17 protein-coding genes are annotated in these 21,715 nt (G+C 70.3%); 10 read left to right on the top strand and 7 right to left on the bottom strand.

Features of this window, described 5'->3' with window-relative positions; all coding sequences use genetic code 11:
• Positions 1-6: 6 nt before the first annotated feature.
• Positions 7-690, bottom strand: a complete 684-nt coding sequence (locus C9992_RS00640) for a copper resistance CopC family protein (protein WP_106813679.1) — start codon at positions 688-690, stop codon at positions 7-9.
• A 104-nt stretch (positions 691-794) separates the two neighbouring features.
• On the opposite strand from C9992_RS00640, the gene C9992_RS00645 reads away from it, so the two are divergent.
• Complete coding sequence (locus C9992_RS00645) at positions 795-1,196, top strand: hypothetical protein (RefSeq protein WP_106814561.1); 402 nt, start codon at positions 795-797, stop codon at positions 1,194-1,196.
• A gap of 88 nt (positions 1,197-1,284) precedes the next feature.
• Here C9992_RS00645 and C9992_RS00650 read toward each other — a convergent pair whose 3' ends face one another.
• A complete protein-coding gene (locus tag C9992_RS00650) occupies positions 1,285-1,635 on the bottom strand; it encodes a hypothetical protein (RefSeq protein WP_235007889.1) in 351 nt (116 codons plus the stop codon).
• A gap of 203 nt (positions 1,636-1,838) precedes the next feature.
• On the opposite strand from C9992_RS00650, the gene C9992_RS00655 reads away from it, so the two are divergent.
• From C9992_RS00655 to C9992_RS00665, 3 genes are all read left to right on the top strand, one after another.
• Positions 1,839-2,342, top strand: a complete 504-nt coding sequence (locus C9992_RS00655) for an FHA domain-containing protein (protein ID WP_106813680.1) — start codon at positions 1,839-1,841, stop codon at positions 2,340-2,342.
• Positions 2,342-3,031 (top strand): transcriptional regulator FtsR, encoded by a 690-nt coding sequence (gene ftsR / locus C9992_RS00660; protein WP_106813681.1) that lies wholly within the window; start codon positions 2,342-2,344, stop codon positions 3,029-3,031. Before C9992_RS00655 ends, ftsR begins: the two co-directional genes overlap by 1 nt.
• Positions 3,032-3,162: 131 nt before the next feature.
• Entirely contained in the window at positions 3,163-3,705 is a 543-nt protein-coding gene (locus C9992_RS00665) for a MerR family transcriptional regulator (RefSeq protein WP_106813682.1), read from the top strand.
• A 33-nt stretch (positions 3,706-3,738) separates the two neighbouring features.
• Here the strand turns inward: C9992_RS00665 and C9992_RS00670 are convergent, their stop codons facing one another.
• Together C9992_RS00670 and C9992_RS00675 are read right to left on the bottom strand one after the other, a co-directional pair.
• The gene (locus C9992_RS00670; protein ID WP_106813683.1) at positions 3,739-4,953 is read right to left on the bottom strand and encodes a trans-sulfuration enzyme family protein; all 1,215 of its coding nucleotides are present in this window, start codon (positions 4,951-4,953) and stop codon (positions 3,739-3,741) included.
• A 295-nt stretch (positions 4,954-5,248) separates the two neighbouring features.
• Positions 5,249-6,058 carry a ParA family protein gene (locus C9992_RS00675; RefSeq protein ID WP_106813684.1) on the bottom strand — a complete coding sequence of 270 codons (810 nt, stop codon included), beginning with the start codon at positions 6,056-6,058 and terminating at the stop codon, positions 5,249-5,251.
• Between the two features lie 73 nt (positions 6,059-6,131).
• On the opposite strand from C9992_RS00675, the gene C9992_RS00680 reads away from it, so the two are divergent.
• The 3 genes from C9992_RS00680 to def are packed head-to-tail and all read left to right on the top strand — an operon-like array spanning position 6,132 to position 12,038.
• Positions 6,132-9,539: a pyruvate carboxylase gene (locus C9992_RS00680; RefSeq protein WP_106813685.1), complete on the top strand. Its 3,408-nt coding sequence runs from the start codon at positions 6,132-6,134 to the stop codon at positions 9,537-9,539.
• Between the two features lie 51 nt (positions 9,540-9,590).
• A complete protein-coding gene (locus tag C9992_RS00685; protein WP_106813686.1) occupies positions 9,591-11,540 on the top strand; it encodes a MinD/ParA family ATP-binding protein in 1,950 nt (649 codons plus the stop codon).
• A 6-nt stretch (positions 11,541-11,546) separates the two neighbouring features.
• Positions 11,547-12,038 (top strand): peptide deformylase, encoded by a 492-nt coding sequence (gene def, locus C9992_RS00690; RefSeq protein WP_106813687.1) that lies wholly within the window; start codon positions 11,547-11,549, stop codon positions 12,036-12,038.
• A gap of 1,101 nt (positions 12,039-13,139) precedes the next feature.
• Here def and C9992_RS00695 read toward each other — a convergent pair.
• Entirely contained in the window at positions 13,140-14,966 is a 1,827-nt protein-coding gene (locus C9992_RS00695; RefSeq protein WP_200826193.1) for an AMP-dependent synthetase/ligase, read from the bottom strand.
• 149 nt (positions 14,967-15,115) lie between these two features.
• Between C9992_RS00695 and C9992_RS00700 the strand changes: the two genes are divergently transcribed.
• The 3 genes from C9992_RS00700 to C9992_RS00710 all read left to right on the top strand — a co-directional run bounded on the left by C9992_RS00700 (position 15,116) and on the right by C9992_RS00710 (position 18,175).
• Positions 15,116-16,051, top strand: coding sequence for an ROK family glucokinase (locus tag C9992_RS00700; RefSeq protein WP_106813689.1), 936 nt, complete (start codon positions 15,116-15,118; stop codon positions 16,049-16,051).
• Positions 16,052-16,053: 2 nt separating this feature from the next.
• Positions 16,054-16,740: a lysophospholipid acyltransferase family protein gene (locus C9992_RS00705; RefSeq protein ID WP_106813690.1), complete on the top strand. Its 687-nt coding sequence runs from the start codon at positions 16,054-16,056 to the stop codon at positions 16,738-16,740.
• 97 nt (positions 16,741-16,837) lie between these two features.
• A complete protein-coding gene (locus tag C9992_RS00710) occupies positions 16,838-18,175 on the top strand; it encodes a class II 3-deoxy-7-phosphoheptulonate synthase (protein WP_106813691.1) in 1,338 nt (445 codons plus the stop codon).
• Positions 18,176-18,273: 98 nt separating this feature from the next.
• Here C9992_RS00710 and pknB read toward each other — a convergent pair whose 3' ends face one another.
• Together pknB and C9992_RS00720 are read right to left on the bottom strand one after the other, a co-directional pair.
• The gene (gene pknB / locus C9992_RS00715) at positions 18,274-20,229 is read right to left on the bottom strand and encodes a Stk1 family PASTA domain-containing Ser/Thr kinase (protein ID WP_106813692.1); all 1,956 of its coding nucleotides are present in this window, start codon (positions 20,227-20,229) and stop codon (positions 18,274-18,276) included.
• Between the two features lie 83 nt (positions 20,230-20,312).
• Positions 20,313-21,551: a LysM peptidoglycan-binding domain-containing protein gene (locus C9992_RS00720; protein WP_456085558.1), complete on the bottom strand. Its 1,239-nt coding sequence runs from the start codon at positions 21,549-21,551 to the stop codon at positions 20,313-20,315.
• Positions 21,552-21,715 lie beyond the last annotated feature (164 nt).

Here is a 21,715-nt window from a genome sequence, read left to right on the forward strand (position 1 = left end):
TCCAGCCTAGTGGTCGGCCGGAGGCGTGGAGCCGGGGCCGGACGTGGCTCCGCCGGCGTGTGAGGAGCCCTCGGCCAGTGCCTTCTCACGACGAGAGCGCGACACCGCGAGGTACACGATGGCGGCGATCAGGGCGAGCGCGAGCACCCCCGCGATGACCCACGGCAGGGCGCTGGAATCGTCGGCGCCAGCGGGCTCTCCCGTCACCGTGGGCGTGGGTGCCGTCGGCGAGGGCGCCGACGTCTCGGTGGGCGTCGGCGCGGTCGTGGCCGTCGATGTGGGAGCGGGCGCTCCGGCGACGGTGAACGCGAACTCGCCCGAGATGGGGTGACCGTCGCTCGAGACGACCTTCCACAAGACCGTGACGGCTCCCGACGCGGAGCCGGTCAGCGACTGGGTCAGGACGTTGTCCTGGACGGTGGGGGCACCATCGGTCAGCGACGTGCCGGCGGCATCCGTCACCTCCACGGCCGAGGCGCCGTCGTCGTCGGCGATCTCGGCGCTGAAGGTCAGCGTCAGCTGGGCGGGCAGGGTGTCGACGGTGCTGCCGGTGGCGGGATCGCTGCCGATCAGCTCGTCGTGCGCGTGTGCGGGCGATGCCGTGGTCACGGCCACGCCGAAGGCGAGCAGGACGGCGGCGACAAGCGCCCACGCGCGAGCGCGCAGCGGCTTGTGAATTGTGTGTGACATCACCCGATCGAGCCTATCCGCCTCTTCGATCCGGGCGCCCCGAGGTCTACCATGGCGGCAGGCGGGGTACCTGCCCGCTGACCGGTGACGGAGGGATGCGGCAGATGGACCAGATGATGATGGGCGCCATGTCCAAGGACATGATGTCGATGCCCGGCATGGAAGCCATGGACATGTCGGTCATGCAGGCGTGTATGGACGCCTGCTCGGCCTGCGAGCAGGCATGCACGGTGTGCTCCACGCAGATGATGTCGTGCGCGCCCGCGTGCATGAACTGCGCGGACATGTGCAACACGATGATGCGCGCCATGCTGCGCATGCAGGGCATGACGCCGGCGGCGATGATGGCGATGCTGGACGCCTGCATCGCGATGTGCCAGGTCTGCATGGACGAGTGCATGGAGCACGCCGACCACAGCGAGGTCTGCAAGATGTGCGCTCAGGCATGCCAGGCCTGCATGGACGCCTGCATGGCCGTGAAGAACTCGATGATGGCGATGAGCTGAGGCTCGTCGCCTCTCTTTTGGACGCGGCCGTTCGACGCGGCCGCTCGACGCGGTCGCTCGACGCGGTCGCCGGTTGCGCGGCAGCGCGTCAGCCCTGCAGGACGTTGAAGCGCGCGCCGCCGACCGCGAGCACGTGATACCGCTCGTGCAGGGCGACCGGCGTCCCCGGCGTCGCGGCCGCCGCCGCCCCCGTGCCGTTCCAGAGCGCGATGGCAGCCCCGTCGGCCAGCGTGCGCACGATCACGAAGCCCGAGCGTGGGTCGGATGCCTCGACGATCGCGTCGGACCAGTCCGACGGCGTCGCCGCGGCCAGGCGCGCCTGGATCAGGTGCAGCGCGTGGCCCGGCGCGAAGGAGGAGCAGACGTCGCCGTGGTCGCACATGCACGCCGCACGCTCACGCACCTCGAGGGGCGGGATGTGGCGATGCGGGCTGGACACGGGATGCTCCTTGTCGATAGGAAGGGCCGGTCCTGCCAGGCTAGGCGGGCGCCCGCGCGTCGGCATCCCGAGCGACACGGGGCGAAACATTGCGCGTGAAGCCCCGCGATCGATCGGCACCGCTGTGCGGCACCCGTCGTCGAGAATCCGTCTCTTCCGAGGAAGGGTCGATCGGATAGGCTGAGCGGACAGAGGAGGAAACCGTGGAGCACGACCGCCGACCCGATCAGGGCGACATCCGCCGCGCAGCCGGGGCCGACGCACACGAGTCCGACCGAGCCGCTGACACGACCCAGACGTTCGGGCACGATTCCGACCTGTCGTTCGTGCCGTTCGGCAGCGAGCTCGGTGAAGCGGAGCTCGATGCCATCGACGCCCTTCCCTCCGGTGCCGCACTCCTTCTGGTCCGATCCGGGCCGACGGCGGGAGCCCGGTACCTGCTCGACTCCGACGTGACCACCGTGGGGCGTCACCCCGAGGCGGACATCTTCTTCGACGATGTCACGGTCTCGCGCCGCCACGCTGAGATCACCCGCTCGGGGACGACCTTCGAGCTCGTCGATCAGCGTTCGCTCAACGGCACCTACGTCAACGGAGAGCGTGTGGACCGTGCCGTGCTGACCAACGGCGCCGAGGTGCGCATCGGAAAGTTCCGCCTCAACTTCTTCGTCTCGCCGGCCGACCTCGCGCAGGCGGCGGACGCCTGATGCCCGCGGCATCCGCCCGTGACCGGGCGTCCGCGGGTCTGTTGAGCATCGGGCAGGTGCTGGCGCGGCTGTCGCCCGAGTTCCCGTCGCTCACCTCGAGCAAGCTGCGATTCCTCGAAGTACAGGGGATCGTCACACCGCTGCGTACCGAGTCGGGCTATCGCAAGTTCTCCCAGGACGACCTCGAACGGCTGCGGCTGGCCCTCACGCTGCAGCGAGACCACTATCTGCCGCTTTCGGTGATCCGTGACTACCTGGAAGACGTCGACGCGGGTCGGGATCCGGCGACCCCCACCGCGGTGCCGCCGCCGTCGATCGTCCCCGCGCCGCGACGTTACCGGCGCGACGAGCTGCTGTCGGCGGCCGGTGCAGCGCCGCAGCTGCTCAACGACGCCATCAGCACGGGCGTGCTCGCGGGCGCGGAGTCGTACACCGAGCAGTCCGTCACGCTGCTGCGGGCACTGGTGGCGCTCGACCGTCACGGCATCGAGCCGCGCCATGTCCGCGCACTGCGGCAGAGCGCAGAGCGCGACGTCGCTCTGGTGGAGTCGGCGCTGGCGCCGTTGCTGCGACGTACGGATGCGGCATCCCGCGGCCGCGCGGGCGAGCTCGCGCCGGAGCTCGCGCGCCGCCTGGAGGACGTGCGCGCGATCTTCGTGCGAGCAGCGTTGGACCGCATGCTGTCCTGAGCAGGCCGCTCGAGACGGAGCTGCGGGGCGGCGAGCGAATGCGACACGCCGAAGGCCGAACGGCGGATGTCGTTGCCGCGAGGGGGAGCCTGATCTAGCGTGGAACTATCCGATCCGGAGGGGGGACGAGCATGACCGGAGACACAGCCGCGGGCGAGCCGTTCAGCGCCGAACTCCTCTTCACCGACGGGCTTCCCGCGATGGACGACGAGGTCGGCTACCGCGGCGCCGTGGCGGCTCGTGCCGCCGGGATCACCTACCGCCAGCTGGACTACTGGGCGCGCACCGAGCTCGTCGAGCCGACCGTTCGCGGTGCCAGCGGCTCCGGGTCCCAGCGTCTGTACGGCTTCCGCGACATCCTGGTGCTGAAGCTGGTCAAGCGGCTCCTCGACACCGGCATCTCCCTGCAGCAGATCCGCACCGCCGTCGATCAGCTGCGAGCGGCCGGCATCCGCGATCTGGCCGGCACCACGCTCATGAGCGATGGCGCCTCCGTCTACCTGTGTACGTCGAACGACGAGGTCATCGACCTCGTCAGCCGCGGGCAGGGCGTCTTCGGCATCGCCGTCGGCAAGGTCCTGCGCGAGGTCGAGTCCGAGCTCGTCGAGTTCGAGGTCGAGAAGCCCGACCCCATGGACGAGCTGGCCGCCCGACGCGCCGCCCGCACCGCCTGACGGCCCGCCTTCGAGCCACCGGCGGCGATTGAGTCAGCCGAGGCTCGAGTCCGCGTGCTCCCGTACCTCGGCGCGCGCCGAGAGCGCCCGGCCGAGGTCGGCGATCAGGTCGGCGGGATCCTCGAGGCCGATGGACAGCCGAACCAGGGCGTCCGACGGCTTGGCAGCTGACGCGACCGGCCGGTGCGTGAGGGCTGCGGGATGCTGGATCAGCGAGTCGACGCTGCCCAGCGACACCGCGTGCGTGAAGAGCTCCACCGACCCCACGAGGGACGCGGCTGCCGCGAAGCCGCCCGCGAGCTCGATGGCGATCATCGCGCCGGGTCCGGCCTGCTGCGTGCCGACGAGGCCGAGCGAGTCGCACTCCGCGAACCCGGGGAAGTGCACCCGGCTCACCTCTTCGCGTGTCGTGAGCCACTCGGCGACCGCTCGCGCGTTCGCCTGTTGCGCGCGCATCCGAATGGGGAGTGTCGCCAGCCCGCGGTGGATGAGGTACGCCGCGAGAGGGTGCAGAAGCGCGCCGGTGATGGCACGCGTGCGGCGCAGCGACGCGGCCAGCCGCGCGTCGCACGCGACGACACCGCCGACGACGTCGCCGTGGCCTCCGAGGTACTTCGTGGCGCTGTGCAGCGAGAGCGCGGCACCGAGTTCGAGCGGCTGCTGCAGGAGCGGTGTGGCGAAGGTGTTGTCGACCAGCACCGGCACGTCGCCGGCCGCCGACACGATCGCGGCGATGTCGACGAGCTCGAGCGTCGGGTTGGCCGGAGTCTCGAGCACGACGAGCGCGGTGTCGGGGCGCAGCGCGCCCGCGACCTCGTCGGGGCGGCAGAACGTCGTCTCCACGCCGAGGAGGCCCGACGCCAGGAGGTGGTCGGTGCCGCCGTAGAGCGGACGCACCGCCACGACGTGACGGTGACCGGAGTCGTGGGTGAGGGCCAGCAGCACCGCTGTGACGGCCGCCATGCCGGAGGAGAAGGCGACGGCCTCCTCGGCGTGCTCGAGACGGGCGAGCGCCTCCTCGAACCGCGCGACTGTGGGGTTCCACAGCCGCGCGTACACATGGGATCCGCCCTCGAACGGGTGGCCGCCGGTGGCGAGCACTTCGTAGGACAGCCCGCCGAGCTCGAGACCGGGAAGCGGGTTGGTCGACGAGAGGTCGAGGGGGAGTGCGTGGACGCCGAGGCCCGCGAGGTCTTCGCGGCCGGCATGCACGGCGAGGCTGTCGGGGTGCAACGTCATCGGTGCCATGGCGATATGTTCAGCGAGATCGCGATGTTTGGCAAGTCATGTTCACGCCGACGTGCACAAAGTTTGCAATCTGATCATCGGCTAAGCAAAGTGGTCACCCCCCGCCGCCCCTGCCGCAGCATCCGTACCTCCCCGCTCCCGCCCGCCCCGCACGCAGGCCGTTTGTGCGGAGAACACGCCGTTCTGCGCGCGGTCATTGCGGCGTGTTCTTCGCACAAACCGAAGTGGAACGGGGTGGTCGGGGATACGTGGCGGAGCCGCGAACGGAGCCGCGAAGGGAGTCGCGACGGGGAGGTCAGGAGCGGGTGTCTTCGGGGACCGGGATGCGGCCGGTGCGCATGATGCGGTCCAGCAGCGAGTCGAAGTCGGCGGCGAGCTCCTGCGCCGAGTCGCCGGGCCAGATGTGCAGCGGCTTCGCGGCGCCCTGCGCCTGCTGCAGCGACGTGCGCTCGGGCAGCTGCGGCGAGAGCACCAGCGGGCCGAACATGTCGCGCAGCTCCTTGATGCGGAACTGGTGCTCGATGGATTGGGGCCGCACACGGTTCACCACGATGCCGAGCGGCTGGAGCCGGGGGGAGAGGCCGCGGCGGATCTCTTCGATGGCGCGCAGCGCGCGGTCGGCGGCGGCGACCGAGAACAGCCCGGGCTCGGTGACGACGATGACCCGGTCGGAGGCGGCCCAGGCGGTGCGGGTCAGCGCGTTGAGCGAGGGGGCGCAGTCGATGAGCACGAGGTCGTAGTCGGCTTCGATCGTGGCCAGCGCCTCTTCGAGCTTCCACACGTCGCGCACGCTCGGATGCGGGCCGTCGAAGTTGATGGCGGAGGGGCTGCCGATCATGACATCGATGGTGCCCGGGTGCACTTTGGCCCACCCGCTGGACGTGATCGCCTGGCGGACCGTCTTCTCCTTGGGATTGGCGAGGACATCGGCGACATTCAGGCGGCCTGCGACCTGGATGTCCATGCCCGTCGACACGTCGGACTGCGGGTCGAGGTCGACGACGAGCGTGCGGACACCGCGGGCGAAAGCCGCCGACGCGAGGCCGAGAGTCACGGTCGTCTTGCCGACGCCACCCTTGAGCGAGCTCACGGAAAGGACGTGCACAAGCCACCACGTTACCGTCCCCTAGGCTGAGAGCACACTCAGGCCCGCCCGCACCGCCGCCCCCGGAGGTCGAATGTTCCGCAAGATCCTGGTCGCGAACCGTGGCGAGATCGCCATCCGCGCATTCCGTGCGGCCTACGAGCTGGGGGCGCGCACCGTCGCAGTGTTCCCGTTCGAGGACCGCGGCTCGCTGCACCGCCAGAAGGCGGACGAGTCGTATGAGATCGGCGAGAAGGGTCACCCCGTCCGCGCGTACCTCGACGTCGACGAGATCATCCGCGTGGCCAAGAAGGCCGGCGCCGACGCGATCTACCCGGGATACGGCTTCCTGTCCGAGAACCCCGAGCTCGCCGAGAAGGCCACCGCCAACGGCATCGTCTTCATCGGACCGCCCGCGTCGGTGCTGGAAATGGCGGGGAACAAGGTGACCGCCAAGCAGCACGCGATCGCCGCCGGCGTGCCGGTGCTGCGTTCGACCGAGGCATCCGACGACGTCGACACCCTCGTGGCGCAGGCGGACGAGATCGGGTTCCCCATCTTCGTGAAGGCCGTCGCCGGCGGCGGGGGGCGAGGCATGCGCCGCGTGGAGCGACGCGAGGAGCTGCCCCCGGCGCTGGCCGAGGCGATGCGGGAGGCGGGAAGCGCGTTCGGCGATCCGCGCGTGTTCCTCGAGCAGGCCGTGCTGCGTCCTCGTCACGTCGAGGTGCAGGTCCTGGCCGACAAGACCGGGGAGACCGTCCACCTCTTCGAACGCGACTGCTCGGTGCAGCGGCGCCACCAGAAGGTCATCGAGATCGCGCCGGCGCCGAACCTCGACCCGGCGATCCGCGACTCGCTCCATGCCTATGCCATCGCGTTCGCCCGCTCGATCGGCTACGAGAACGCCGGGACCGTGGAGTTCCTCCTCGAGACGGCCGGGCCGCGCACCGGTGAGGTCGTCTTCATCGAGATGAATCCGCGCATCCAGGTGGAGCACACCGTCACCGAGGAGGTCACCGACGTCGACCTGGTGCAGTCGCAGATGCGCATCGCCGCCGGGCAGTCCCTCGCCGAGCTCGGACTGCAGCAGGACCGGATCCAGCTGCGCGGTGCCGCGCTGCAGTGCCGCATCACGACGGAGGACCCGGCCCAAGGCTTCCGCCCCGATACCGGGAAGATCACGACCTACCGCTCACCCGGTGGCGCCGGCATCCGTCTGGACGGCGGCACGACAGCCGCCGGCTCGCAGATCAGCCCGCACTTCGACTCGATGCTTGCCAAGCTCACCTGCCGCGGGCGCGACTTCCCCGCCGCCGTCGCCCGGGCCCGCCGAGCGCTGGCGGAGTTCCGCATCCGCGGCGTCTCGACCAACATCCCGTTCCTGCGGGCCGTCCTCGACGACCCGGCCTTCCTCGCGGGCGACGTCAGCACCTCGTTCATCGACGAGCGTCCCGAGCTGCTCAAGAGCAACCCGTCGCGCGACCGTGCCACGAAGCTCCTGAACTGGCTGGGCGATGTCACCGTGAACCGTCCGTACGGTGAGAAGCCGCTGTCGGTCTCGCCCGGCAGCAAGCTGCCGGACATCGACCTCACGACGCCGCCGCCCGCGGGCACCCTCGAGCGCCTCCGTGCGCTCGGGCCGGAGGGCTTCGCGCGAGCGCTGCGAGCCCAGACCGCGCTGGCGGTCACCGAGACGACGTTCCGCGATGCCCACCAGTCGCTGCTGGCCACCCGCGTGCGCACCCGCGACCTGGTCCGCGTGGGGCCGCACGTGTCGCGGATGACGCCGCAGCTGCTGTCGGTGGAGGCGTGGGGCGGTGCGACCTACGATGTCGCGCTGCGCTTCCTGGCCGAGGACCCGTGGGAGCGGCTCGAGGCCCTTCGCGAGGCGATGCCCAACATCCCGATCCAGATGCTGCTGCGCGGGCGCAACACCGTCGGCTATACCCCGCGCCCCGTCGAGGTGACCGACGCCTTCGTCCGCGAGGCCGCAGCCACCGGCATCGACGTGTTCCGGATCTTCGACGCCCTCAACGACGTGTCGCAGATGCGGCCGGCGATCGACGCCGTGCGCAGCACCGGAACGACGATCGCCGAGGTCGCGCTCTGCTACACGTCGGATCTGCTCGACCCGGCCGAGCGCCTGTACACGCTGGACTACTACCTGCGCCTCGCGGAGCAGATCGTCGAGTCCGGCGCGCACATCCTCGCCATCAAGGACATGGCGGGGCTGCTGCGTCCGGCCGCGGCGGCCAAGCTCGTCACCGCCCTGCGCGAGAGGTTCGAGCTTCCGGTGCACCTGCACACGCACGACACGGCGGGCGGGCAGCTTGCGACCCTGCTCGCGGCGAGTGCGGCGGGCGTGGATGCCGTCGATGCGGCCGCTGCGCCGATGTCGGGCACGACGAGCCAGCCGTCGCTGTCGGCACTGGTCGCGGCGCTCGCCCACACGGAGCGCGACACCGGGCTCGACCTGCAGGCGGTCAGCGATCTCGAGCCCTACTGGGAGGCGGTCCGCCACCTCTACCGGCCGTTCGAGTCGGGTCTGCCGTCGCCGACCGGACGGGTCTACCATCACGAGATCCCGGGAGGACAGCTGTCCAACCTGCGTCAGCAGGCGATCGCCCTGGGCCTGGCCGATGACTTCGAGCTCATCGAGGACATGTACGCCGCGGCGGACCGGATCCTGGGTCGCATCCCCAAGGTGACACCGTCGTCGAAGGTCGTCGGCGATCTGGCGCTCGCCCTGGTCGCTGTGCGCGCCGACCCCGCGGACTTCGAGGCGAACCCCCAGAACTACGACATCCCCGACTCGGTCGTGGGTTTCATGGCCGGCGAGCTCGGTGATCTTCCCGGCGGGTGGCCTGAGCCGTTCCGCACGAAGGTCCTCGAAGGCCGCACGGTCGCCATCGACATTCCGCCCCTCAGCGAGGACGAGCGGGCAGGGCTGGCCGGCGACGCTGCCCAGCGACGTCGCACCCTGAACCGGCTGCTCTTTCCCGGACCCGCGCGCGAGTTCGAGAAGAACCGTGAGACGTACGGCGACCTGTCTGCCCTGGGAACTCCCGACTACCTCTACGGCCTCAAGCCGGGGGAGGAGCACGTCGCCGAGATCGACCCGGGTGTGCAGCTGTTCGTCGGGCTCGAGGCGATCGGCGAGGCCGACGACAAGGGCATCCGCACCGTCATGACGACGCTGAACGGGCAGTTGCGGCCGGTGTTCGTGCGGGACCGCAGCATCAAGGTGGAGGCGAAGCAGGCCGAGAAGGCCGACACGTCCAAGCCCGGACAGGTCGCGGCTCCTTTCTCCGGCGTGGTGACGCTCAAGGCCGACGTCGGCGACACCGTCGCGGCGGGGCAGCCGGTCGCCTCGATCGAGGCCATGAAGATGGAAGCGGCGATCACATCCCCCGTAGACGGTGTCATCGAGCGCGTCGCGATCGCCGCCACCGCCCAGGTGGACGCCGGCGACCTTTTGGTCGTCGTCCGCCCCGCCCAGTAGCCTGGAGGGCGGCATCCGCCCGACACGCCGCCTTTTCTGGAGAACTCCGCAGTGACGCCCGATCGCACCGAACCCACGCCCGACGAGACCGAGAACGGGGTGCTCTCCGACACCGGGAGCGTCGACACGACAGGTCTCGGCATCCTGGGCGGAGCGACGGCACAGGTCAACGTCGAGCTGCCCACGGAGTCCGACGACGACCTCGCCGACGACGATGTCATCGACGACGAGGTGCCTTTCGTCGTCGAGATCCCCGCCGACGCCGACCTCCCCACGACTTCGGTGGCGGCACCCGAGCTGTCCGCCGACACCACGGAGGCGGAGATCATCGAGGTGACCGCAGAGGAGTGGACGGTCGAAGGCGAGGGCTTCGCGCCGGCGCGCATCGACGAGGACATCGCCGATGCCGACATCGTGCTGGATGCCGACGAGCCGGGCGACTCGGAGCAGCCGGGCGCCGCCGAGCCGGTCGATTCTTCGACCCCGGCGGCCGACGCGGCTGTCGGCCCGGATGCGCATGTCACAACCCCTGACCCGAGCACAGACGAGGCGCTCGCGGGGGAGGCCGTTGACGAGGCTCGAGGCGGCCCCGAGGCTGTCGAGCCCGCGTCCGTCGCCTACGACGACGTCGAGTACGAGGAGGTCGACTTCGACTCCGATTTCGATCCTGCCGAGTTCGCCCTGGGTGAGGATGCCATCGAGGCGACCCTGGCGGAGAGCGCCGGGACGGGAGACGATGTCATCGCGACCGACCAGACCCCGGAGGACTCCATGAGCGCCACCACCCCGGCCGACGACGAGACCGCACCAGAGACCGTTGCGGCGTCCGAGGCTGCGAAGAGCGCCGGCGCCGCTGCCGCGTCGCAGAACGCCGCGGCACCGGCCGCGACGGAGAGCAGCACGCCCTCGGGGTCCGTCCCGACGACGCGCCGAGAGGCGCACACCGGGTCGACGCCCGTCGCCGGACGGCCGGCGGACCGCGCCGTCGAGCGCGCATTCCCGCGCGCCGATGTCACGCTCACCTCCAAGCGGCTGGGGGAGTTCGAACCCGACCGTGAGACGGCGGATCTGCTCACCGCCGACCGCCTGCTGGATCCGCACCAGGTGGTCCGTCCGGAGCCCGAGGGGGCGTGGCAGCACTTCGTGTATTCCATCTCCGGCAGGCGCATCAACCTCGGCGACAGCAAGCGGGCCCGAGCGCGTAAAGAACTCGACCGCCGTATCGCCGCACCCCTTGCCGGCGGCGCGCGATTCGTGCCGGTGCTCTCACGCAAGGGCGGTGTCGGCAAGACGACCATCACCACCCTGCTCGGCATGGCGCTGGCCGATGCCCGCGACGACCGGGTGATCGCCGTGGACGCCAACCCCGACCGCGGCACGCTGGCCGAGCGCATCTCGCGAGAGAGCGGGCGCACCGTGCGGGACCTCGTGCGTGTGCGCGGCGAGGTCGTCGGTTTCAACGACCTGTCCACGATCGTCGCTCGCGACGAGACGCGCTTGGACGTCGTCGCGTCCGACTCGGACCCGCGCGTGTCCGAGGCGTTCAACGACGCGGACTACCGGGATGTCGCGGCGCTGGCGGCCCACTACTACTCCGTGGTGCTCACCGACACCGGCACGGGCATCGTGCACTCCGTGATGGGCGCGACGCTCGACCTCGCCGACCAGCTGGTGATCGTGGCCGGACTGAGCGTCGACGAGGCGCGGCTGGCGTCCGAGACCCTCACGTGGCTCGAGACCAACGGCCACGCCGACAAGGTGCGCAACGCCGTGGTCGTGCTCAACAACGCCCGTCCGGGGCATCCGCTCGTCCAGCTCGACGAACTGGAGTCGCACTTCCGCACGCGGGTGCGCACCGTCGTGCGGGTGCCGTACGACCCGCACATCGCCGCGGGCAGCGCCATCGTCTTCCGTGAACTGCAGCCGGCGACCCGTCAGGCGGCGCGCGAGCTCGCCGCGACGGTCGTCGAAGGCCTGCGTGCGCTGGCGTCGGCGGCCTGATCACCGATGGCCGTCCGTCCCATCCGCCTCTTCGGCGACCCTGTTCTGAAGTCCGTCTCCGCGCCCATCGATGAAATCGACGACGGCGTGCGCGCTCTGGTACGCGACCTGGTCGACACCGTGGAGCTGCCCGGCCGGGCAGGCGTCGCCGCACCCCAGATCGGCGTCGGCCTGCGCGCGTTCAGCTACAACATCGACGGCGACATCGGCTACGTGATCAACCCGGTGCTCGTGGAGGTCTCGGGAGACCCGGAGCCCATCGGCGAAGGGTGCCTGTCGGTCCCCGGGCTCTGGCACGAGGCCATCCGGTACCCCCGCGCGAAGGTCGTCGGCATCGATCTCGACGGCAACGAACTCGTGCTCGAGGGCGAAGGACTGCTGGCTCAGGCGCTGCAGCACGAGACGGACCACCTCGACGGCACGCTCTACCTCGACCGTCTGAGCCCCGAGGAGCGCCGCACCGCGATGCGCGAGATCCGCGAGTCCGACTGGTTCTAGCCCCACCCCCGGGTCGTTGAGCGAGCGCAGCGAGACGAAACGCGGCGACGGGTTGTGCGCTGTAGCCCCGGTCGTTGAGCGGGAAGCGAGTCGAAACGCCCGGGTTGGTTCTGGCCCTTGCCCCGTTCGTTGAGCGAGCGCAGCGAGTCGAAACGCGGCGACGCGGCGGTTCGGTGTGGGTGCGGGCGTTTCGTCTCGCTTGTGCCTCGCTCGCTCAACGACCGGGTGGGGTCGGGGGTCTGGCGCCGGTCGTTGAGCGAGCGCAGCGAGACCAAACGCGGTGACGCGGCGGTTCGGTGTGGGTGCGGGCGTTTCGTCTCGCTCGTGCCTCGCTCGCTCAACGACCGGGTGGGGTCGGGGGTCTGGCGCCGGTCGTTGAGCGAGCGCAGCGAGTCGAAACGCGGTGACGCGGCGGTTCGGTGTGGGTGCGGGCGTTTCGTCTCGCTCGTGCCTCGCTCGCTCAACGACCGGGTTGGGTCGGGGTTCTGGCCTCGGTCGTCGAGCGAAGCGAGTCGAAACGCGGCGACGCGCGGCGGTTCGTCATGGGTGCGGGCGTTTCGTCTCGCTCGTGCCTCGCTCGCTCAACGACCGGGTGGGGTCGGGGGTCTGGCGCCGGTCGTTGAGCGAGCGCAGCGAGTCGAAACGCGGCGACGGGACCGTTCGGTGTGAGTGCGGGCGTTTCGTCTCGCTCGTGCCTCGCTCGCTCAACGACCGGGTTGGTCGGGGGTCTGGCCTCGGTCGTTGAGCGAGCGCGGCGAGTCGAAACGCGGCGACGGGACCGTTCGGTGTGGGTGCGGGCGTTTCGTCTCGCTCGTGCCTCGCTCGCTCAACGACCGGGTTGGTCGGGGGTCTGGCCTCGGTCGTTGAGCGAGCGCAGCGAGACGAAACGCGGCGACGCGCGGCGGTTCTGCATGGGTGCGGGCGTTTCGTCTCGCTCGTGCCTCGCTCGCTCAACGACCGGGTTGGGGCACGTCTCGCTCGTGCCTCGCTCGCTCAACGACCGGGTTGGGGCAGGTCTCGCTCGTGCCTCGCTCGCTCAACGACCGGGTTGAGGCGGGTCGCGCTCGTGCTGCTCGGTCAGCGACCGGGCAGAGGGCCCGCTCAGCTCAGGGAGACGTTCGTCGTGTTCACCGGCACGGCGTAGAGCTCCTCGATCTCGCCGGCGAAGTCGGCGAGGATCACGTTGCGCTTGATGCTCATCTTCGGAGTCAGGTGGCCGCTCGCCTCGGTCCATTCGGACGGGAGGATCGTGAACTTGCGGATCGACTCGGCGCGCGAGACGTACTTGTTGGCCTCGTCGATCGCCCGCTGCACCTCCGCCCGCACCGCCTCATTGGCGGCGGCATCGGACAGCGACATGTCGGCCGGCAGACCGTTGTTCGACAGCCAGGTCGGCAGCATCTCGGGGTCGAGGGTGACGAGCGCCGAGATGAACGGCTTCTGGTCTCCGACCACGACCACCTGGCCGACGATGGGGTTGGCGCGGATGGGGTCCTCGAGGCCGGCAGGGGCGACGTTCTTGCCGCCGGCCGTCACGATGATCTCCTTCTTGCGGCCCGTGATAGTGAGGAAGCCCTCGTCGTCGAACGAGCCGAGGTCGCCCGTCTTGAACCAGTCGCCGTCGAAGGCAGCGGCGGTCGCCTCGGCGTTGCGCCAGTACTCCTTGAAGACGTTGATGCCGCGCACCTCGACCTCGCCGTCTTCGGCGAGCCGGATGCCGACGCCCGGGAGCACCGGCCCCACCGTGCCGATCTTCGACTTGTTGGCGAGGTTCACCGTCGCCGGCGCGGTCGTCTCGGTCAAGCCGTAGCCCTCCAGGATGGTGACGCCCAGGCTGTGGAAGAAGTGGCCGAGCCGTGGCCCGAGGGGCGCGGAGCCCGACACCGCGTAGGTGACGCGGCCGCCCATCGCTTCGCGCAGCTTGCTGTACACGAGCCTGTCGAACAGGGCGAACTTGATGCGCGTGCCCAGCGGGATCTTCTTGCCGTCCTGCAGCAGGGTCGAGTGCTCGATGGCGGTCTTCGCGGCGGCGCGGAAGATCTTGCCCTTGCCGCCCGCCTCGGCCTTCTGCTCGGCCGAGTTGTAGACCTTCTCGAAGACGCGGGGGACGGCCAGCAGGAATGTGGGCTTGAACGAGCCCAATGCCGGCAGCAACTGCTTCGTGTCGGGCTGGTGTCCGGTCTTGACACCCGCGTGGATGTCGAGGATCGAGATGAACCGCGCGAACACGTGCGCCGTCGTGATGAACAGCAGGGTCGACGCGCCGGGTGTCTCCACCACCTCGTGCAGCGATTTCGCCGAGTTGCGCGCGAGCTCGACGAAGTTGCTGTGCGTGAGGACGCAGCCCTTCGGGCGCCCGGTGGAGCCAGACGTGTAGATCAGGGTGGCGATGTCGGCGCCGTTCGCGATGTTGCGCCGCCGCTCGATCTCGTCGTCGCTGACGCTCGCGCCCTCGGCGACGAGCCTGTCGAGATCGCCGTTGTGCATCTCCCACGCGGTGCGGATGAGGGGGAGGTCCGCGCGCGCCTCGGCCAGGCGTGCCGAATGCTCCGGGCCCTCCGTGATCACCGCGACCGCGCCGGAGTCGGCGAGGTTCCACGCGATCTGCGCCGCCGAACTCGTCTCATAGATCGGCACCATGACGGCGCCGGCGTAGAAGAGCGCGAAGTCCACGAGCGTCCATTCGTACGTCGTGCGGGCGATGAAACCGACCTTGTCGCCCGGCTCGATGCCGCCGGCGACGAGCCCCTTGGCCAGTGCGATGACCTGCCTCTGGAACTCCGCCGCGGTGATGTCGCGCCACCCCGCCCCGTCGGGCACGGCGAACAGCGCGAGGTCGGGCGTCGCTTTGACGCGCTCGACGAGAAGATCGGTGACGTTGGCCTGCGGATCGGCGGGGACGATGGCAGGTACTTCGAACTGGACCACGGCAACTCCTTCGGTACCGGATGGATCTCGGGTGGCTCTCATGCGAGTCTAATCGGCCGTCACATCCCACTCCGCGGTGGGTGTGGATGCGCGGTGCCTGGATAGACTTCAAGGCGCTGTCGCGCACGTGACGGCCGGAGAGGGAGACTGTGCTCAAGGTCGGGATCGACATCGGCGGAACGAAGATCGCGGGCGGAGTCGTCGACGCCGACGGCGGCATCGTGGAGCAGCTTCGCGTCGACACCCCGACCGATACCGCAGCCCTCGCCCAGGCGGTCGTCGACATGGCGCGGTACTTCCGTGCCGCGCACGACGTGGCGGCTGTCGGTGTCGCCGCCGCGGGGTTCATCGATCGCGCACGGGCCACCGTCATCCACGCCCCCAACATCGCGTGGCGGGACGAGCCGCTGAAAGCCACCCTGGAGCAGGGCATCGGCTTGCCGGTGTCGATCGAGAACGACGCCAATGCCGCAGGGTGGGCGGAGTTCCGCTTCGGGGCCGGCCGCGGGGTCGACCACATGGTCATGCTCACCATGGGCACGGGTGTCGGCGGCGCGATCGTCCTGGACGGCAAGCTCTTCCGCGGCGGACACGGCATCGCCGCGGAACTCGGGCACACCCGCTTCATCCGTGACGGCCTGCTGTGCGGCTGCGGTCAGAAGGGCTGCCTCGAGCAGTACGCCTCGGGTCGTGCCCTGCAGCGCGAAGCAGGCGAGATCGCGGATGCCGGCGGCATCGGCGCCGCGCTGGCTGCTCACCGCGACGAGCACGGCTCGATCAGCGGGCCGGCGATCTCGCGTCTCGTGCTGGCGGGCGACGCGGGCGCGGCCGAGGCGCTGCGCCGCGTCGCGACCGCGCTGGGCGAGGCGTGTGGCGGCTTCCAGGCCGTGCTGGACCCGGAGCTGTTCGTCATCGGAGGCGGGGTGGCGCAGCTCGGTGACGCGCTGCTGGAGCCCATGCGGGTCGCCTACGAACGCTCCCTCCCGGGATATGGGGACCGGCCGGTGGCGACCTTCGCGATCGCGCGGCTGGTCAATGACGCCGGTCTGATCGGCGCTGCGGATCTGGCGGGGACCGAGGACTAGCCGTGTTCTACTGGCTGATGAAGTACGTGGTGATCGGACCGATCGTGAAGGCGATCTGGCGCCCGTGGATCGTCGGCCGCCGGAACGTCCCGTCTGAGGGGGCCGCCATCCTGGCGAGCAACCACCTCTCGTTCGTCGACTCCATCTTCCTGCCGCTGATGCTCGACCGCCCCGTCGCCTTCCTCGCCAAGAGCGACTACTTCACCGGCAAGGGTCTCAAGGGGTGGGCGACCCGCATGTTCTTCAAGGGGACCGGGCAGCTTCCCATCGACCGCTCCGGCGGCAAGGCGTCGGAGGCATCGCTGAACACCGGTCTGCAGGTGCTCGGCCGTGGCGATCTCCTCGGGATCTACCCCGAGGGCACGCGGAGCCCCGACGGCAAGCTGTACCGCGGCCGCACCGGCATCGCGCGCATGGCCCTCGAGGCGCATGTCCCCGTCATCCCCGTGGTCATGGTCGACACCGACACGATGATGCCGATCGGCACGACCGTTCCCCGCATCGTCCGCGTCGGAGTCGTCATCGGCGAGCCGCTGGACTTCTCACGGTTCGAAGGCATGGAGGGCGACCGGTACATCCTGCGCTCCATCACCGACGAGATCATGGTCGCCCTCCAGCGGCTCGGCGAGCAGGAGTACGAGGACGTCTACGCCTCGACCGTGAAGGACCGGCTCAAGACCAAGCGTTGACGACAGGCCCGGCGCCCTCGCTCGGGACCGCCGGGCGCCCTCGTGCGGCGGCGTCATGCAGCGCCGGGGTCATCCGCCCCACGGCTAGAATCGGGGGATGCTCCAGCACCTCGACGCACTCGACCACTGGCGGACCCTGCCGATCAAGCAGCAGCCGCAGTGGTATGACGTCGAGGCGGTGGCGGCGGCATCCGCCGAACTGGCGACGCTGCCTCCGCTGGTCTTCGCAGGTGAAGTCGACAACCTGCGCGACCGGCTCGCCCGCGCGGCGTCGGGCAACGCGTTCCTCCTCCAGGGCGGAGACTGTGCCGAGACGTTCGCCGGTGCCACCGCCGAGCAGATCCGCAACCGCATCAAGACGGTGCTTCAGATGGCCGTCGTGCTCACGTACGGGGCATCCATGCCCGTCGTGAAGATGGGCCGCATGGCGGGCCAGTTCGCCAAGCCCCGCTCGAGCGACACCGAGACCCGCGGCGACGTGACGCTGCCGGCATACCGCGGCGACATCGTCAACGGTTACGACTTCACCGAGAACTCGCGCCGGGCCGACCCCGCCCGGCTGCTCAAGGGCTACCACACGGCCGCGTCGACCATCAACCTCATCCGCGCGTTCACGCAGGGTGGCTTCGCCGACCTTCGTGAGGTGCACTCCTGGAACAAGGGCTTCGCGCAGAACCCCGCCAACCAGCAGTACGAGCGCATGGCGACCGAGATCGATCGCGCCATCCGCTTCATGGAGGCCGCGGGCGCGGACTTCGACGAGCTGAAGCGCGTCGAGTTCTACACCGGCCACGAGGGCCTGCTCATGGATTACGAGCGTCCGATGACGCGCATCGACTCGCGCACCAACACGCCGTACAACACCTCGGCGCACTTCCTGTGGATCGGGGAGCGCACCCGCGATCTCGACGGCGCGCACGTCGACTACTTCTCGAAGATCCGCAACCCCATCGGGGTGAAGCTCGGCCCGAGCACGACGCCCGAGACCGCTCTGGCGCTCATCGACAAGCTCGACCCGAACCGCGAGCCGGGCCGCCTCACGTTCATCACGCGCATGGGCGCCGGCAAGATCCGCGACGCGCTGCCGCCGCTGCTGGAGGCCGTGAAGGACTCGGGGGCGGTGCCGCTGTGGGTGACCGACCCGATGCACGGCAACGGCATCACAACCCCCACCGGCTACAAGACCCGTCGCTTCGACGATGTGGTCGACGAGGTGCGCGGCTTCTTCGAGGCGCACCGCGCCGTCGGCACGTTCCCCGGCGGCATCCATGTGGAGCTCACCGGCGACGATGTCACGGAGTGCCTGGGCGGCTCCGAGCAGATCGACGAGGCCACCCTCGCCACCCGCTACGAGTCGCTGTGCGATCCTCGCCTGAACCACATGCAGTCCCTCGAGCTGGCCTTCCTCGTGGCCGAGGAGCTCGAGAAGCGCTGACGCGCGTCATGTGACGCGAAGATCCCGGATGCCTCGACCCGAGGGATCCGGGATCTTTCGTCGTATCGGTCTCTCGGAGGCCGCGCGAAGGGCGCGCGTCAGAGCGCGGCGGCGATGCGGAGGGAGATGACGGTGCCCTTGCGCTTCATCTCCTGAGGGTCCGGGTTCTGCGACTCGACCTTGGTGAACGGGTCGGGGAACGCGTCCCAGCGGTCGTCGTAGTCGATCGTGAAGCCGGCGTCCTCGGCGGCCTTGCGCGCCTCGGCGAGGGTCTTGCCGACGAGATCGGGCACGGCGAACAGCGGGGGACCGGTCGAGACGACGAGGGTGACCGTGTCACCGGGTGCGAGCGGACTGCCGTCCTCCTTGCCGAGGACCTTGATGACCCGGCCCTCCTCGACGGAGTCGCTGGCCTCCGTCTGACTCGGATCGGCCACCACGAGTCCGACGCCCTCGAGTGTGCTCCGTGCCTTGCCCTCGCTGGCCCCCGTGACGTCCGGCACGGGCCCGAGCGACACATCCAGGCGGGCGGTGTCGCCCTGATGGACGACGCAGCCGTCGATGCAGGCGACGTCCTGCGAGCCGTCCTCGGGTGCACCGGCCGGGCGGACGACGACGCCGATCACGGTGCCGGCGGGCGCGTCGTTGAAGTAGGTGCTGCTGTCGCCCGGGACCGTGACGGATTGGTCGGTCAATCGCGCGCGCGCATCGGCCTCGGGCAGCCCGGCGAACGACTCGAACACCGCCTCAGCGGGCCCGAGCGAGACGAACACGTTGATCTCCGAGTCGCGGTCGACGCGGGTCCCGCTGGGAGGGTCGGTATCGATGACCTCGCCGGGGGCGACCTCGAGGCTGTTCCGGCCCTGCTGCACCGCCACCAGCGAATCCTGGGCGAGCCGGTCGGAAGCCTCATCGAACGTCATGCCGCTGACGTCGGCGACGGCGACCAAGGATCCCGGTCCCGAACCGAACCACCAGCCGAGACCCCCGGCGAGCGCGGCCAGCAGCAGCACGAGGATGACGAGCCACGCGCCACGGGTGCGGCGGCGCCGCGTCGCGACGCGAAGGCGACCGGCGTTGTCGGCCTCCTCCGGCGCGGGCACGGGAGTGGTGGTCGAAGCCGGCAGCACGGCGGTCAGCTCGCCGGTCGCGGTGCCCGTCTCCCGCACGACGCCCATGGGTGCGGTGCGGGCGACCACCGGGGCGATCCCCAGCTCACGTTCGATCTCGCGCAGCCGCTGGAGCATCTCGCGGGCATCGACCGGTCGCTCGTCCGGAGATCTCTCGGTCGCCCAGAGCACGAGCTCGTCCAGCGGCTCGGGAACGCCGGGGTTCTTCACGCTCGGGCGGGGCACCGAGTCGGTCGCGTGCTGGAACGCGATCTGCATCGGCTGCTCGCCCTTGTACGGCTGCTCGCCGGTGAGCATCTCGTAGAGCATGATGCCGATCGCGTAGATGTCGCTGCGAGCGTCGGCCGTGCCACGGGTCACCAGCTCGGGTGCCAGGTAGGCGATCGTGCCCAGAAGCTGCGCGCCGGACGCGGTGTTGGCGGTCGTCGCGCGCGCCAGACCGAAGTCGCCGATCTTGATGCGGCCGTCCTCCGCCAGGAGCACGTTCTCGGGCTTGACGTCGCGGTGGACGATGCCGGCCTTGTGTGCAGCGGCCAGGCCCGAGAGCACGGCGTCGAGGATCGACACCGCCTGCGGCACGGTGAGCCGGCGTTGCTCGCGCAGCAGCTCACGCAGGGTGATTCCCGGCAGGTACTCCATGACGAGATACGCCATGTCGCCGTCCTGGCCCTGGTCGAAGACGTTGACCACATGCGGGTCGGCCAGTCGCGCGGCCGCGCGAGCCTCCTGGATGAACCGGCTCTGGAAGACGGTGTCGTCGCTGAGGTGCCCGTGCATGACCTTGAGGGCGACACGGCGCTCGAGCCGCAGATCCGTCGCGACATACACGGTGGCCATGCCGCCGCGGGCGATGCGAGCACGCACCCGGTACCGACCGTCGACCAGACGGCCGATCAGCGGGTCCGTCTGCTGACTCGTGCTCACGGTGAGAGTCTACGGACGCGTGCCTGCGAGCCGGCGGAGCGGCTCACCCTGCGACCGTACTGTGACGTTGCCGTGACGTGGGGTCAGCCGAGCGCGGCGAGCCACGCGTACGCGGGTGCCTCCCACTTGGCGTAGGCGTCGGGGTAGGCCGAGATCTGGACGGCCTGCGCCGCTTGCGCGAACGTGAGGTTCTGCCAGCCGGGGATGTCGAGCAGCCCGCGCGTGCGAGACCCGTTGGGGTCGGCGGGACCGCCGAAGAACACGCGCGTGGCGCGGGCCGCATCCTGCACCTCGGCGGTTGTGCCCCAGCCGTAGCTCGGGCGCTGCTGGAACAGGCCCTGTGAGTCGCGGTCGCCCCACGAGAGGTTGCGCAGTGACGACTCCTGCATGGCGGTGCCCAGTGCGATGGCGATCCCGCGGTCGGACACACCGAGCTCGCGTCCGATGCGGATGATCAGCTGCGCGTTGCCGGCCTGCTCGCCGGACAGGCCGGCGACGTTCGTCGTGGCCGCCCCGGGGATCGCGATCGTCTGACCGGGGTAGATGATCGAGGAACGGTTGAGGCCGTTCGCCGCGAGGACCGCGTCGGTGGTCACACCGTATCGCCTCGCGATCGCACTGATGGTATCGCCGGTGCTGACCGTGTGGGTCCCCGCAGCGGGCGCGGGAGCCTGCGGAGCGGGAGCCTGCGGCGCAGGTGCGGGCGCGGCGGGAGTCGGGGGTGCGGGAGTGGATGCTGCGGCGCCGGCCGTGGGGATCTTGATGGCCTGGCCGGGGTAGATGATGGACGACCAGCCGAGCCCGTTCGCTGCGAGGACGGCGTTCGTCGTGGTGCCGTGGCGACGCGCGATCGCGCTGATGGTGTCGCCACGCTGGACGGTGTACGTCGCCGCGGTGGTGGGCGGGGACGCCGGTGCCGACGGGGCCGCACCCGCCCCGGTGAGCCGGAGCACCTGACCGGGATAGATCGTGGTCGACCACCCGAGACCGTTGAGTGCGAGCACGTCGGTGGTGCGCAGCCCGAAGCGTGCGGCTATGCGGCTCACCGTGTCTCCGCGCTGCACCGTGTACGACGTCGGTGCGGCCTCTGCGGCCGCTCGCGGTGCGGCCGACGTGACGGCGGCGAAGGCGGTGCCCACGGACCGCGGCAGGCCGACCACGGATGCCGTCACCGCACGAGGCACGCTCAGGGCGGCCGTCTTCACCCGCGGGATGTTCACCGCGGCGACGGGCGCCGCCGCCTTGCGCGCGGCGTCCGGCGACGCGGGGGACTGGTGCTGCTGTCCGGGCAGCTGCGCAGCATGGGCCGGAGCCGCGCACAGCGTCAGCGCGATCGATCCCGCGACGGCGATGGGGACGGTGCGCGCTCCCGCCGACGCGGCCGCCCATCGCCGCTCTCGTCTGGTGATACTCCGAACCTGTCGCACGAGCTTCCCCCTCAGTCGACTCCCAAAACCGTGTCACGGAAGCGAAATCATGTCAACGG

Source organism: Microbacterium timonense, from assembly GCF_900292075.1.
Lineage (GTDB): Bacteria > Actinomycetota > Actinomycetes > Actinomycetales > Microbacteriaceae > Microbacterium > Microbacterium timonense.